Source organism: Chroococcidiopsis sp. CCALA 051 (assembly GCF_003015105.1).
Lineage (GTDB): Bacteria > Cyanobacteriota > Cyanobacteriia > Cyanobacteriales > Chroococcidiopsidaceae > Chroococcidiopsis > Chroococcidiopsis thermalis.
This window is the reverse complement of the sequence record NZ_PYCI01000070.1, coordinates 1-14872: the sequence shown is the minus strand read 5'-3', so window position 1 is coordinate 14872 and position 14872 is coordinate 1. Positions and strand designations below refer to the sequence as shown.

Annotated in this window: 11 protein-coding genes; all 11 read left to right on the top strand. The window is 45.0% G+C overall.

What is annotated here, in order from left to right; genetic code table 11:
* The first annotated feature begins 150 nt into the window (after positions 1–150).
* Positions 151–780: a TetR/AcrR family transcriptional regulator gene (locus tag C7Y66_RS17515; RefSeq protein ID WP_015152859.1), complete on the top strand. Its 630-nt coding sequence runs from the start codon at positions 151–153 to the stop codon at positions 778–780.
* 120 nt (positions 781–900) lie between these two features.
* Positions 901–2154 carry an FAD-dependent oxidoreductase gene (locus C7Y66_RS17510; RefSeq protein WP_106546576.1) on the top strand — a complete coding sequence of 418 codons (1254 nt, stop codon included), beginning with the start codon at positions 901–903 and terminating at the stop codon, positions 2152–2154.
* Positions 2155–2302: 148 nt separating this feature from the next.
* Positions 2303–6970 carry a ribonucleoside-triphosphate reductase, adenosylcobalamin-dependent gene (nrdJ, locus tag C7Y66_RS17505; protein WP_106546575.1) on the top strand — a complete coding sequence of 1556 codons (4668 nt, stop codon included), beginning with the start codon at positions 2303–2305 and terminating at the stop codon, positions 6968–6970.
* A 148-nt stretch (positions 6971–7118) separates the two neighbouring features.
* On the top strand, positions 7119–7337 hold the full coding sequence (locus tag C7Y66_RS17500) for a hypothetical protein (protein ID WP_106546574.1): 219 nt from the start codon (positions 7119–7121) through the stop codon (positions 7335–7337).
* A 339-nt stretch (positions 7338–7676) separates the two neighbouring features.
* Positions 7677–7991, top strand: coding sequence for an RNA-binding protein (locus C7Y66_RS17495; protein WP_015152855.1), 315 nt, complete (start codon positions 7677–7679; stop codon positions 7989–7991).
* Between the two features lie 209 nt (positions 7992–8200).
* Positions 8201–8359: a hypothetical protein gene (locus C7Y66_RS32515; RefSeq protein WP_233222726.1), complete on the top strand. Its 159-nt coding sequence runs from the start codon at positions 8201–8203 to the stop codon at positions 8357–8359.
* 72 nt (positions 8360–8431) lie between these two features.
* On the top strand, positions 8432–9514 hold the full coding sequence (gene fbp, locus C7Y66_RS17485) for a class 1 fructose-bisphosphatase (RefSeq protein WP_106546587.1): 1083 nt from the start codon (positions 8432–8434) through the stop codon (positions 9512–9514).
* Positions 9515–9675: 161 nt separating this feature from the next.
* The gene (tal, locus tag C7Y66_RS17480; RefSeq protein WP_106546572.1) at positions 9676–10821 is read left to right on the top strand and encodes a transaldolase; all 1146 of its coding nucleotides are present in this window, start codon (positions 9676–9678) and stop codon (positions 10819–10821) included.
* Between the two features lie 69 nt (positions 10822–10890).
* Complete coding sequence (zwf, locus tag C7Y66_RS17475) at positions 10891–12420, top strand: glucose-6-phosphate dehydrogenase (RefSeq protein ID WP_106546571.1); 1530 nt, start codon at positions 10891–10893, stop codon at positions 12418–12420.
* Between the two features lie 143 nt (positions 12421–12563).
* The gene (gene opcA / locus C7Y66_RS17470) at positions 12564–13928 is read left to right on the top strand and encodes a glucose-6-phosphate dehydrogenase assembly protein OpcA (protein WP_106546570.1); all 1365 of its coding nucleotides are present in this window, start codon (positions 12564–12566) and stop codon (positions 13926–13928) included.
* A 176-nt stretch (positions 13929–14104) separates the two neighbouring features.
* Positions 14105–14872, top strand: a 768-nt coding sequence (locus tag C7Y66_RS17465; protein WP_106546569.1) for a cobyrinate a,c-diamide synthase, incomplete at its 3' end; no start/stop codon positions are given.

Sequence of the window (14872 nt, the reverse complement as noted above, 5' to 3'; positions counted from 1 at the left end):
GTATAAATTTATACTCTGAACTGAAAAGAGTTCTATTTTGTAAAATCATGTCAATTTTTTAATTGACTAATCAATCAATGCTATTCTGAAAATAGAGTTTCAATATTTTGACTTTTGACTTTTAACTTTTGACTTACTTAGGACGGAACAATGCCCCCACGCGACGATCGCGATTTTGAGGATAAGCGACAGCAAATTATTGATGGTGCTTTACAAGTTTTTGCTAGCAAAGGCTTTGAGAAAGCAACTAATAAAGATATTGCTGCTGCATCCGGTATTGGTTCCCCTGGGTTGATTTATCACTATTTCAAGGATAAAAGCGATCTGTTTGAGCAAGTTATCGAACAACGCTTACCTTTACTGCAACTACTGAGCCATAGCGATGAGTTAATGACCAAACCAATAGAGGATGTGTTAACTCTGTTCGGTCATGCTTTTCTCAGAATGGCTGAAAATCCTACATCGCTGGCTCTATTCAAACTCATCATGGGAGAAGCAATTCGGCAGCCGCACGTTGCAGAAATAGTAAATCGAATTGGTCCTAGTCGTTCGGTGGCTTTCTTGTCTGGTTATTTAGAACAACAGATGGCTGCTGGCGTACTCAAACCGATGAATCCAAACGCAGCAGCACGCTGTTTCGCTGGTTCTTTTGTGGCATATTTACTAACGCGGGAGGTCTTCATGCAACCCGACGCACAGCAGCTTAGTGCAGAAGTGATGGTAGAAACTGCGGTCAAAGTTTTCTTACAAGGGACATTAGTTGTTCCCATAGATGAGTAGGGATACGGGGTAGGAATAATTCACGCAATTCAGCTTTAGGACATTTTTTCGGGTTTTTTTGATTAACCAATCAATCAAAAATAAATCCAATGATTTTGAAAATTTTAAGGAGTTTTTGAGATGACGAACGATATAACTCCCACATCGCCAACTGATGCCGTATCCCCGCAGCATGACATTTTAGACCGACAAACGACAACCTGCTGTATTGCGGGCAGTGGTCCGGCAGGAGCAGTATTGGCGCTGCTGTTGGCACGTCAAGGTATACCTGTGATGCTGCTGGAAGCACACAAAGATTTCGATCGCGACTTTCGGGGTGATACCATTCACCCGTCTGTGATGGAGATCTTGGCAGAATTAGGCTTGGCAGATCGTTTACTGAGGTTGCGCCACACCAAACTACGCCAGCTGAGTATTCGCACAGATGGGAAAACTTTCCCAATAGCTGATTTCAGTCACTTGAAAACACGCTATCAATACATCACGGTGATGCCCCAAGTAAAATTTTTGGAATTTATCACCGAGGAGGCAAAACAGTATCCCAACTTTCAACTCGTGTTGGGCGCAAACGTACAAGAATTAATTGTGGCAGATGGAGGAGTCCGAGGCGTGCGCTATCGCGGACATGGCGGTTGGCATGAAGTCAGGGCGCAGCTTACAGTTGGTGCAGATGGTCGTCATTCCCGCCTACGTCAACTAGCTGGATTTCAGCCAATTGAGACCTCGCCACCTATGGACGTGCTGTGGTTTCGTCTTCCGCGCCGACCGGATGAACCAGAAGGGTTGAATGGTCGTATCGGTAGCGGTCATATTTTAGTAACGATCGATCGCGATGATTCCTGGCAGATTGCCTATGTCATTCCTAAAGGTGGCTACCAAGATTTGCGGGCGGCGGGATTGGAGGCGTTGAGAAAGTCTATTGTTGAGGTAGTGCCGGAATTTAGCGATCGCGTGGAATTACTCAAAGAGTGGTCGCAAGTAGCATTTCTCTCGGTTGAGTCGAACCGCCTACCGCAATGGTATAGTTCTGGCTTACTATTAATTGGTGACGCTGCTCATGTCATGTCACCCGTTGGTGGAGTAGGGATCAACTATGCGATTCAAGATGCCGTAGTCGCGGCAAACGTGCTGAGCGAACCACTAAGAACTGGTAGATTGCAGCTACAGGACTTAGCCAAAGTTCAGCGTCGTCGTGAGTTACCCACGCGATGTATCCAAGTGTTTCAGTCTTTAATCCAAAAGCAAATTCTTGCTAAAGCCCTCAATCCAGGGCAAAAGTTCCAGGTGCCAAGTTTGTTACGGCTGTCTATTCTACGTGACTTGCTAGCGCGGTTCATTGCCTTTGGGTTAGTACCCGTGCATGTAAAAACTTAACTTTTCTTATTCTTGCCCTAGAGCTAGCGCAGATTGAGTAATTTTTCAATCTTTACCACTATATGTAAATCGCGTATAGTCTTAATCTATTGCCTTGAACATCCAGGGCTTTTTCTTCAGCAAAACCTTTTTTTATCACGACTCTACTATGGTGCGAGAGCTACAGCGCTTAACCCAAACCACCCAGTTTCCCGAAACTGCCCCAGCTGCAAATCCAGTCTTCTTCAGAACGTATAGTCGGCGGATAGGAGGTGGGCGCGAGACTTGGGAACAAGTATGCGATCGCACCCTGCGCGGGCTAGTGGAATTGGGTAAACTCACCCCAGCAGAAGCCGCTATTCTCGAAAAAATGCAAAAGGAGATGAAATCTCTCCCAAGCGGACGCTGGCTGTGGGTAGGAGGTACGGAATGGATTTCTCGCCCAGAAAACTTTTCTGGCGCTTATAACTGTACTTCTACCAACGTGGTAGACTGGCGGGCTTTTGGCTTGATGATGGACTTGGCAATGATGGGCTGCGGTACGGGTGCAATCCTCGAACCCCAGTACATTAACCAATTGCCTGTAATTCGCAACCGCCTCCACGTCACTGTAGAAGGAGAAATTGGCACAAACCCCGCTTCAGAACGGAGAGAAGAAACAGAAGTACAAATCGAAGGGAATATCGTCAATATTCTTGTGGGTGATAGCCGTCGAGGTTGGGTTAAGTCCTATCAAACTTTGTTAGAACTATCAACTAACGATGCCTTTTCGGGTGTCGTACATGTTAGCGTCAATTTGAGCAACATCCGTCCGGCAGGGGAAATTTTAAAAGGCTTTGGCGGCGTTGCTAACCCGATTAAATTGCCAGAATTGTATCAACGCTGTGCGGCAATTTTAAATAAAGCTGTAGGCAGAAAATTGAATTCAGTTGAGTGTTGTTTATTAATAGATGAAGCTGCTGTTGTAGTTGTCGCAGGCAATGTTCGCCGCTGTTTGCCTGAAGATGCTTTAGTACATACCTCAAAAGGACTTATACCAATTCGAGATATCCAAATTGGAGATTTGGTACAAACTCCACTTGGTTTTCGACATGTGATTGATAAATTTGACCAAGGCGTTCAAGAAGTCTACGAAATTGAGACAAACGGTACTTTTCCCCGCGCTACTTTAAATCATCGTATTGCCGTTTTAGCTGATGCTAAAGGTAAGATTAATTGGCAGCAAATTGGAGATTTAGTAGAAGGCGATCGCCTCATGCACAATACTCAGGTTCTTCCTGGTACTGTGACTCAATTGCCACGAGATTTTACTACAGAACGACCGATTCAAAGTAGAAATGCTAGCCCAATTAGTATCCCCGAATTAACTCCTGACGTGGCATGGCTAATTGGTCTGACTCATGGTGATGGATATGTCAGTTTAGGTAGAAATAAGCATGGAAAACCTTATGGAGCAATTTCTTGGGCTTGTAGCAGCTTAGATGAAGAACTCGCTACCAAAATTCACAATAAGATCGATCGCGCTCTAGCTTTGTTTGGATTAAAAGCAACGCATGTACTGCTCTCAAGTGAAAATACACTGCGCTCGCGTGTCACTTCTATTCGATTGGCTGAATATTTCCATAAATACATCAAACAGCCAAATCAGCCAATAGAAATTCCTGACTTTATTTTGCAAGGTTCGGTTGACATCAGAGCTGCTTATCTAGCAGGTTTAGTGGATAGTGACGGTGCAATTAATAATAGACCACCTCATTTAGTGACAACAGTTTATCGCTCATTTGCTAGACAAGTAGCTGCTGTTCTTTCCAGTTTGGGGATTGCAGGAAGAGTAAAGCTAACTCGTCCACAAATAGAAAAATGGCAGGTGAAATATCATGTCACAATACCTGCTTTAAAAAATCAATATAATGCCTTAATTGCACTGCATTCAGTCAAAGGTGAATTACGCCAAGGACTGAAGATGTATGGATTTACTATACCTGGTTCGCTAATGCGTGAGGTATATAGCTATAGTGAGATGCGAGGCATGGGATTTCAAGGTTCTCGCGATGTGGATGCTAATTACGAACGCTACGTTGCTGAATCAGATATTTGTCTCGATATTCCAGTTACAGTAAATGGTTTGGGAAGCTACGACTGCGTGCAAACCTACGATATCGAAGTAGCAGAAGCTCACTGTTTTTATTGTGATGGCTACCTAACTCACAATAGCGCGGGGATGCGCCAAGGTAATAGCAATGATGAATTATTTGAAGCAGCTAAAACTAACCTTTGGCAACAAGATGAAAGTGGAAATTGGCGGATCGATCCCGACCGCGATGCTCTGAGAATGGCGAATCATAGCCGCGTATTTCATCAAAAGCCAACCTTAGAAGAATGCATCAATGCCGTTCGCAATCAATATTATTCTGGTGAAGGAGCAATTCAATGGGCTGGAGAAGCCATAGCTAGAGCTAACCATGACCTATTAAATACTTCTGTTCTTAAAGCTGAATTTCTGAAGGCATATTCTCTTTCTCTTGGAAATGCAAAACAGTGGTTGCAAGAGCATTACCCCCAAATGTCTGTAAACGAGTTGGAGCATCGTTTATCCCGTTATGGTTTAAATCCATGTCATTCTGGTGACACCTTAGTATCGACCGAGCAAGGATTAGTACCAATTAAAGATTTAGTAGACAAACAATTTAAAGCCTTAGTTGATTTAAGGTCTGTAGGACTAGACGGAGTTAAGTTAACTAATGCAATTGCCTTTACTACAGGTGTTCAACCTACATATCTCATTACCTTACATAATGGGATGAAAATGAAGTGTACATCTGAACACAAGCACTTCACAAACAAGGGATGGGTTGCAACTAAAGAGCTTACCTTAGAGCATTCTATTTTTATTCAGAAAGGAGAAGGTCAATTTGGTAGTAGCACTATTTCTATCGAGCAAGCTCAAATGCTTGGTTGGTGGTTTGGAGATGGCTTTCAAACTATAGAAAAAGCAAAAATAGGAGTTCGTAAAACTGATAGAACAGTTAGAGGTTTCTATTTCAATTCTAAAGAATTTGAATATGCTTATCCAATAATTACTTCTGCTCTAGAGTCTATTGGTGGGACTAGAGACGCTTACCACATTAATAAAGGAATATATAGAGTTCACTGCTGCTCCTTCTTAATAGACTCCTTTTTCAATAAACTGAATATCAGTTCAAAAGCTTCTTTGCCAGTCAGCTTTTTCTCTCAATCCAGAGAAGTAGTTATTGGCTTTTTGCAAGGCTTATTCAGTGCTGATGGTTCTGTTCAAAAATATCGGCAGGCAGTAGAACTATTTAGTGCTTCTCAAAAATTACTTGAACAAGTTCAAATTCTCTTGCTGAATTTAGGAATTCCCAGTTGCATCTATAGAAAAAATTCGGCAGGCAGCATTAAAGTTCCATACACATTAAAAGATGGAACGATTAAAAATAGTTATGGCAAAGAATATTATCGTCTTGTCATACGGTCGATTCATGCTCAGAAGTATTCTGAACTTGTAGGGTTTCCCCTAGCTCCAGAAAAACAAGCAATCTTGCAAGAGCATATTGTTAAAAATATGCGTAAACGTAGAGCTTCTAGTATTAACTTGATGTTTGCCTCGACAGTTAAATCTGTAGAGCTTCAGGGAGAAGAAACAGTTTACGATCTTCATGTCCCCCTAACTCATTCTTTCATTGCTAATGGATGTGTTACTCACAACTGTGGTGAAATTTTGGGTGCTGATTTCCACTGCAACTTATCGGAGGTTCATTTAAATCAAATTGACCCTAAGAATGACCAAGAACAAGAAGAAGCTTTTACGGCAGGGGCATTATCTGTCGCTTCTTTGTTGAACCACAAATTCCTCGAACCCCGCTATCAATTCAGTCGGGAGTTAGATCCAATTGTAGGTGTTTCTTTTACGGGATTATTTGACTTTTTCGTCCGTGCTTTTGGCGTAGATTGGTTGCGGTGGTGGGAACAAGGAAGACCAGAAGAATTCGGAATTCGGAATTCGGAATTCGGAAGTGAGAATATGGCTGAGTATTTTAGAAATAAGGAACGGGAGTATCTCAGTCGATGGCGGGATATTGTGTTTCGCATTGTATGGGAATATTGCGATCGCCATCACATTAAACGCCCTAATCGTTGTACCACAGTCCAACCTAGCGGAACTAAATCTCTATTGACTGGTGCGTCTCCTGGCTGGCATCCCCCCAAAGCCCAACGTTTTATTCGTCGGATTACCTTCCGCAAAAACGATCCAGTGGCACTAGCTTGCATTGACTACGGTTATGCTGTCATTCCTTCCCAATCGGATAAAGACGAAAATGGCAATTTGTTGAACGATCCGTTCGATCCTCGTTGTATGGAGTGGTTGGTAGAAATTCCCGTCTCCGTACCTTGGGCAGATTTACCTGGTGCTGATGAAATTGAAATTAGCAAATTTAGCGCTCTAGCCCAAATGGATTTCTACATGCAAGTGCAGAAATACTATGTAACTCATAATACATCCGCAACAATTGAGTTGCGAGAAAACGAGGTAGAAGCATTAGGGACGCGGATTTATGAAACCATTCAAAACGATGAAGGCTATATTAGTGCTGCCTTATTAGCCAGATTTGACGACTTACAAACTTTCCCGCGCTTGCCATTTGAACCGATAACCAAAGCTAAGTACGAAGAATTGATGCAACAAGTGCATTCCCGACGGCAAGTGCATGATTTTTATACTGCCCTCAGCCGCTATGATGCTCAAGAGTTAGACGAAGCAGGTCCAGCAGGGTGCGATTCAGATAAATGCCTCTTTCCTCAAGTAGAGGGTAAGTAGGGATTGGTGGTTTGGTAGTTGGTAGTTGGTTGTTAGTTGTTGGTTGACAGTTCTTGCCCCTCTGCTCCCCGACTCCCGACTCCCAATTCTATAAAGAGCTAGAATTTCAAACAGTACAGATGCAGCAACGAATAGAGGAGATTCAAGTATGTTTGTAGATGAACTAGCACCTATTTTCAAAGAATTGGTACAGCACCCAGTTTCTTTTTTAGGAGGATTTGTCTCTGGGATACTGCACCTCAGCCTAGCTGACGATCCAGTCAAAAGTTGGCTCGATCGCCAGGTTGATTCTTCTGGCTACAATTCTTCTATATCTGGCGATCGCAACGGCAAAACTAGCGGTCCCCAAAGCATTTCTATCGACTAGAGGTAGAGAGTTACGTAGAGGCGCGATCTTTCGCGTCTCTATAGTGGTGATAGTTAACTGTTAACAGTTAACAGATTAAATGATAACTATCAGAAATTTTTTAGGCAGTATTTGTAATACAGAAGACCTTTGATAAACAAACCATACGATATGATATGCGTAAGTGTGAGTTCAGTCCTGTAACTGGTTAAATTTGAGAAGCTGCTACCGACTGGGGTTGTCTATCTTGAAAGCTAGATTACTGATAAATTTGAAATCTGGTGTTTGCCGAAACTGCAAATTTTTAGGTTCGATTTCTCGACTGAACTTGGCTCTCTGTTCAGACTTACGCGACCGATTATGACTATCTACGTTGGAAACCTTTCTTACCGCGCTACGGAAGAAGACCTGAGAACTGTATTCGCAGAATATGGCGCGATCAAGCGCATTGTCCTACCGATGGATCGGGAAACTGGCAGAATGCGCGGATTTGCTTTCGTTGACATGGACGAGGATGCCCAAGAAGAATCAGCGATTGCTGAATTAGATGGTGCAGAATGGATGGGAAGACAGCTGCGAGTCAATAAAGCTAAACCCCGCGAAGAAAATGGCGGTGGCGGCGGTGGATATCGGCGTAACGGAGCCGGAGTGAGGGCAAGATTTGGTCAGGAGTAGTGACAATCACCCCGCTCTGTAGGAAACTACTCGGAACAAGATTAATAGTTTAAATCTGAATTTGGGTCAACCCTTTCACTGACCAGTTAAGTATCTGACACTGATAATTGCTGGTCGGTGCTTTGTCGATCGCAATTGGCTCGATCTAATTCTTGTCATCAGTTCAACGCATGTTGTCAATCGCTCTTGGCAAGAACTAAATTGATGGCTTGACGGTATTGTTTGAAAATAAAGCTCTGAAGATCGAGCCGCGATCGCAGGATTTGGCAATCGCTCAGCAACACGATTGTGGCGATCGCGCATGGCAAGGTGCAGTGATTTCTATAGTTTATCTAAAGTCAGATTCCACTATTAGATTCAGTTCCTAAGATAGTAGTGCAGGGTGCTGCCTTATTGGTAAATCTTGCAACATGCCCTCATCTACAGAGAGAGCGATCGTTATGGCTGAAGCTGTCCAACACTCAATAGATTACGAATCTGCACTCGGTCGGGATTGTACAACACTGTCTCGACACGTCCTACAACAGTTGCAAAGTTTTTCTGCTGATGCCCAAGATCTGAGCGCCTTAATGAGTCGCATTGCCCTCGCTGGCAAGTTAATCTCGCGTCACCTCAGTCGTGCGGGATTGATGGAAGGCGTACTGGGATTTACCGGAGACGTGAACGTACAGGGGGAATCAGTCAAAAAGTTGGATGTCTACGCCAACGATGTCTTTATCTCGGTTTTCAAGCAGAGCGGTTTAGTTTGTCGCTTGGCTTCCGAAGAAATGGAAAAGCCATATTACATTCCTGAAAACTGTCCGATTGGTCGTTATACCTTGCTTTACGACCCAATCGATGGCTCATCCAATACAGATATTAATATGAGTCTGGGATCGATCTTCGCCATTCGACAGCAGGAAGGCAACGATCTAGATGGAGAGGCAAAAGACTTACTACAATCAGGCAGCAAACAAATTGCGGCAGGATATATCCTCTACGGTCCTAGCACCATCTTGGTGTATTCCATCGGCAAGGGCGTACATTCTTTTACCCTCGATCCCAGCCTTGGAGAATTCATACTTTCAGAAGAAAATATTCAACTGCCGCAACACGGTTCGGTCTACAGCGTCAACGAAGGTAACTTCTGGCAATGGGACGAATCGATCCGAGAATACATTCGTTACGTCCACCGCACAGAAGGTTATACCGCACGCTACAGTGGAGCTATGGTAGGTGACATTCATCGGATTTTAGTGCAAGGTGGCGTGTTCCTTTACCCTGGCACGGTGAAAAAACCAGAAGGTAAAATTCGCCTACTGTATGAATCTGCTCCCTTAGCATTTTTGGTCGAGCAAGCAGGAGGCAGAGCAATTACGGGAACCCAAGACATCATGGATGTCGTGCCAGAAAAACTGCATCAACGCACTCCGTTGATTATTGGTAGTAAAGATGACGTGGCATTAGTTGAGTCCTTTATTCAGCGACACGCCCAAGCCCAAGAGGAAAAGAATATTCGGGCGCAGGCACGCATACCACAATGAGAGGGATGAGGAGTTAGGGGCTAGGGGTTAGGGAAAGGACAAGGAAGACAAGGGAGACAAGGAGACATTCCAGCCACCCATCACCCGCTCTCTTATCTCTCGCTCCTCGCTCCTCGCTCCCCATCTAGCAAACCAATGAAGAGTTGAGAAATACAAATATTATGGCAACAAATCATTTACTAGAGATCAAAGAATACGGTCAAAGCATTTGGATGGATAATTTGACCCGTGACTTAGTTCAGTCTGGAGAGCTGAAGAATTTAGTTGAGAATCAAGGTATTTGCGGGATCACCTCTAACCCAGCGATTTTTGAAAAAGCGATCGCGGGTAATGCGATCTACGATGCTGACATCGAAGCAGGGATTCGGGCGGGATTGCCAACTTACAAAATTTATGAATCCCTAGTATTTAAAGATATCCGCGATGCTTGCGATATCTTGCGTCCTGTATATGACGCTTCCGGCGGACTAGATGGATATGTCAGCATTGAAGTTCCTCCCACGATCGCCCACGATACCCAGGCGACAATTAATGAAGCCCGTCGTTACTATCAAGAGATCGGGCGGGATAACGTAATGATTAAGATTCCCGGGACTGATGCAGGTTTACCAGCGGTAGAACAGGTCATTTCTGAGGGGATTAATGTCAACGTAACGCTGTTGTTCTCAGTTCAAAGTTACATCGAAACAGCCTGGGCATATATTCGCGGTTTAGAAAAACGCGCGGCAGAAGGAAAGGATATTAGCAAGATTTCTTCTGTGGCTAGCTTCTTCCTGTCGCGGATCGATTCTAATATTGATGGGAAAATTGATGCTGCCCTCAAAGCAGGCGTAGACCGGATTGAGAAAGAAGCAAAATTAAGAGCCGTGAAAGGGAAAGTCGCGATCGCCAACGCTAAGATTGCTTATCAAGAATACAAGAAAATTATTCAAAGCGATCGCTGGCAAGCATTAGCAGCCAAAGGCGCAAACGTTCAGAGATTGCTGTGGGCTAGCACCAGTACCAAAGACCCTAACTACAGCGATGTCATGTACGTTGACGAATTGATCGGTCCTGAAACAGTCAATACATTACCACCCAATACGATTGATGCGTGTGCCGACCACTGCGACGTAGCAAATCGCGTCGAGTCAAATGTCGAGGAAGCATACAAGTTAATTGAAAACTTAAAAGATCCAGATGTGGCGATCGATATCGACCAAGTGATGGACGAATTACTCGTGGAAGGGATCGACAAATTCATTAAACCCTTTGAATCGCTGATGCAGTCTTTGGAAGAGAAGGTTGCTAAGCTGTCACCCGTGTAATTAATGTAGGGGGCAAGGCAGTGCCTTGCCTTACCCCTTATCCCTTACCCCTTACCCCTTAACCCTCATATGGTCACGTTGCTAGAAAATCCCTTACGAGTGGGGCTGCAACAACAGAGAGTTCCCGAACCGCAAATCTTAGTCATTTTTGGTGCGTCGGGAGATCTGACTCAGCGCAAACTCGTTCCAGCACTCTACAAACTCAGACGGGAACGCCGCCTACCACCCGAATTTACAATTGTAGGCGTAGCACGCAGAGAATGGAGTCACGATTACTTCCGCGAACAAATGCGGGAGGGGATCGAGCAGTTTTCTGACGGTGTTGGTTCGGAAGACCTTTGGCAAGAGTTTTCTCAAGGTATATTTTATTGCCCCGGAGATATTGACAATCCCGAAAGCTATCAAAAGCTAAAAAACTTTTTGGCAGAATTGGATGAAAAGCGGGGAACCAGAGGCAACCGCGTATTTTACTTATCTGTATCGCCCAAATTTTTTGCAGAAGCCATCCAGCAGTTGGGCAAAGCAGAAATGCTCAAAGATCCGCTCAAAACCCGTTTGATGATTGAAAAGCCCTTCGGTCGGGATTTGGGAACGGCGCGATCGCTTAACCGTGTCGTGCAGCAAGTTTGTAAAGAAGAACAAGTCTACCGGATCGACCACTATTTAGGCAAAGAAACAGTCCAAAATTTGCTGGTGTTTCGCTTTGGGAATGCCATCTTTGAACCATTGTGGAACCGCCAGTTTGTCGATCACGTCCAAATTACCGTTGCCGAGACAGTCGGGGTAGAAGACAGAGCCGGATATTATGAAAGCTCTGGGGCATTGCGAGATATGTTGCAAAACCACTTGATGCAACTATTTGCCTTCACAGCAATGGAAGCACCTAATTCCCTAGATGCCGATTCAATCCGCACGGAGAAAATGAAGGCGATTCAAGCGACTCGTCTAGCAGATATTCAAAATTTGGAACGTGCGGCAGTCAGAGGACAATATAGTGCGGGGTGGATGAAAGGCAAGCGCGTCCCTGGTTATCGAGAAGAACCAGGCGTGAATCCCCAGTCTACAACTCCTACGTTTGTCGCCATGAAGTTTTTGATCGACAACTGGCGTTGGAAAGGCGTGCCGTTTTATCTGCGGACGGGTAAGCGCTTGCCCAAAAAAGTCTCGGAGATTTCAATTCATTTCCGCGAAGTGCCGAATTTGTTATTTCAGTCGGCAGCACAGCAGATGAACGCTAATATCTTGGCGCTGCGAATTCAACCCAACGAGGGAATCTCGTTGCGTTTTGAGGTAAAAATGCCAGGGGGAACTTTACGAACTCGTTCTGTAGATATGGACTTTACCTATGGTTCCTTTGGCTTGCAAGCGACATCCGACGCATACGATCGCCTCTTACTCGATTGCATGATGGGCGACCAAACGCTATTCACTAGAGCCGACGAAGTAGAAGCTGCATGGCAATTAGTGACTCCAGCCCTCTCAGTTTGGGATTCGCCCACCGATCCCGCGACGATTCCGCAATACGAAGCAGGGACGTGGGAACCAACCGAGGCGGAATTACTGATCGATCGAGATGGTCGTCGCTGGCGTAGGTTGTAAATAGCAATGAAGCGATCCGCACTCAATCTGTATACAGACTATCTGTTACAAATACCAATTTACGGGAATGATGGTAAAGGTGGCGATCGCTCCATTGCTAATAGCTAGTTTCATCCTTCATCCTTCATCTTTCATCCTGTCCTATGGTGACTCAATCTGCTCCAATTTTCTCACTTCAGGCTCCCAAGGATATCTCAGTTAGCGAGATTGAAGCCGAACTCAATCAGATTTGGCAAAGTTATGGCGTGGCTGGTGAGGATGGGGAACTGCCCGCCGCCACTCGCGCCAAAACCTTTACATTAATCGTTTACGAACCAGAAGAAACTCAACAATTGCTGGCAGCTTTGGGATATTACAGCGGTCCAATCGACGGCATCCCAGGACCCCGCACCGCCTCAGCGATTCGCGAAGCCCAAAAAGTATTTGGACTAGAAAAAACGGGGAAATCTAGCCCAGAGTTACTCATAAAACTTAGAGAAGAACAAAGCAAACGCCGTGGTGTAGTAGATAGCAGCGCAGCAACGACAGCTTACGCAATGGATACCCGCAGTCCCGCTGTTGCTGATGCGATCGCCAGCCGCAATCCTTGTCGAATTATTGCTTTATGTCCAGTCACCGGAGAGGACGAGGGCGTAAAGGCACAAGTTTCGGCATACTGCCCGATCCAAAAGCAGTCCGCTACAACTTTGATCTGTTGCGAATACATCACCCTGACGGGAACGGTTGAAGCCCTCGAAAGAGTGGTAGGCATGGTTCCAGATTTATTAATTGGTGGCTTGCCGAAGTTTCTCTGGTGGAAAGCTACTCCAGAACCCGATCACCCGATCTTCAAGCGTTTGGTAGCCTCTTGCAACTCTGTCATCTTCGACTCCAACAGTTTTACACAAGTTGAAACCAATCTCATCCGGCTGCAAGAATTGATCGATGCAGGCATGACAATTTTCGATGTCAACTGGAGTCGGCTAGCTGCTTGGCAAGAGTTGACGGCAGAAGCTTTCGATCCACCCCAGCGCCGCGCTGCATTAGGGGAAGTCGATCGCGTCACCATAGACTATGAAAAAGGCAATTCTGCCCAAGCCTTGATGTTTTTAGGCTGGTTGGCAAGTCGATTGAACTGGCGACCGACTAAAGTGACTACAGAAACGGGAGACTACGACATCAAGCGCTTTTACTTCATGGCAGAAGGCGATCGCGAAGTCGAAGCAGAAATTGCTGGCGTTCCAACTGCTAGCGACGGTGACGTAGCCGGAGATTTGATTGCTTTACGCTTAACCTCTACGAATCCAGCTGCCAACTGTTCTACCGTTTTGTGTTCCGAAACCTCTGGCTGTATGCGGATGGAGGCACACGGCGGCGCTCAAGCTGGGATCGTCAACCAAGTAACATCCCTTGCCGAGCAAAGTGCTGAAGAGTTACTCTCGCAGCAACTACAACGTTGGGGACGAGACGTACTATTTGAAGAAAGTCTGGCAGTGACAGCGCAGATGTTGAAATTGGGTAATGGGTAATTGGTAATAGGTAATGGGTAATGGGTAATGAGAAGACGTACGGGCGGGTTTTGACCAAAAATTTTTACTTAAGGTTGTCAACCTATTTGCGCGCAGCCGCCCGTACAAAAGTCAAAATGAATGCTTTTGAAAGTTCAATTACCAACTACCAATTATCAATTACCAACTACTAAGTTATGTCTTTAATTATTGCTGGAGAACGCAGTGGGGTAGGCAAAACAACCGTGACGCTTGCCCTACTATCTTTTTTATGTCGGTGGCAAAAATTATCCGTCCAGTCTTTTAAGGTAGGACCAGATTATATCGACCCGATGTTTCACCAGTACGTCACCGGATCTCCCTGCCGCAACCTAGACCCCGTACTGACTTCCGAAACTTACGTCCAGCAATGTTTTATCCATCATACTCAACAGTCTGAGTATGCACTAGTAGAGGGAGTGATGGGACTGTTTGATGGAATTGGTAATATCAAAAGTCAAAAGTTAAAAGTCAAAAGTCAAAATTACCAACTACCAACTACCAACTACCAACTACCAATTAATTTTGCCAGTACCGCTCACATCGCCCGAATACTCAATCTACCTGTAGTACTGGTTATAGATTGCAGTCGCCTGTCTGGTTCGGTTGCGGCGATCGCCCACGGTTATTGTTCCTTCGATCCCCATGTAAAAATAGTCGGATTCGTACTGAATCGAGTCGGAAGCGATCGCCACTTACAATTATTACAAGATGCCCTTGTACCTCTAGACTTACCAATTCTCGGTGTTTTACGCCGCCACGATAATATTACTATTCCCGATCGCCATCTCGGTCTAGTCCCCACCGCCGAACTTCCCCAACTAGATTTCGTTATCGAGCAATTAGCAACCTTAGCCCAAACCTGTTTTGATTGGGACAAATTAATGCCTTTGATACAAGGGAGCAGGGAGCAGGGAGTAGGGAGC

Bases quoted from the DNA above. Each gene is read 5' to 3' on its own strand.
- C7Y66_RS17500 (WP_106546574.1), top strand. From the start codon at position 7,119: ATGTTTGTAGATGAACTAGCACCTATTTTCAAAGAATTGGTACAGCAC.
- C7Y66_RS17495 (WP_015152855.1), top strand. From the start codon at position 7,677: ATGACTATCTACGTTGGAAACCTTTCTTACCGCGCTACGGAAGAAGAC.
- tal (WP_106546572.1), top strand. From the start codon at position 9,676: ATGGCAACAAATCATTTACTAGAGATCAAAGAATACGGTCAAAGCATT.
- nrdJ (WP_106546575.1), top strand. From the start codon at position 2,303: ATGGTGCGAGAGCTACAGCGCTTAACCCAAACCACCCAGTTTCCCGAA.
- fbp (WP_106546587.1), top strand. From the start codon at position 8,432: ATGGCTGAAGCTGTCCAACACTCAATAGATTACGAATCTGCACTCGGT.
- C7Y66_RS17510 (WP_106546576.1), top strand. From the start codon at position 901: ATGACGAACGATATAACTCCCACATCGCCAACTGATGCCGTATCCCCG.
- C7Y66_RS17515 (WP_015152859.1), top strand. From the start codon at position 151: ATGCCCCCACGCGACGATCGCGATTTTGAGGATAAGCGACAGCAAATT.
- zwf (WP_106546571.1), top strand. From the start codon at position 10,891: ATGGTCACGTTGCTAGAAAATCCCTTACGAGTGGGGCTGCAACAACAG.
- opcA (WP_106546570.1), top strand. From the start codon at position 12,564: ATGGTGACTCAATCTGCTCCAATTTTCTCACTTCAGGCTCCCAAGGAT.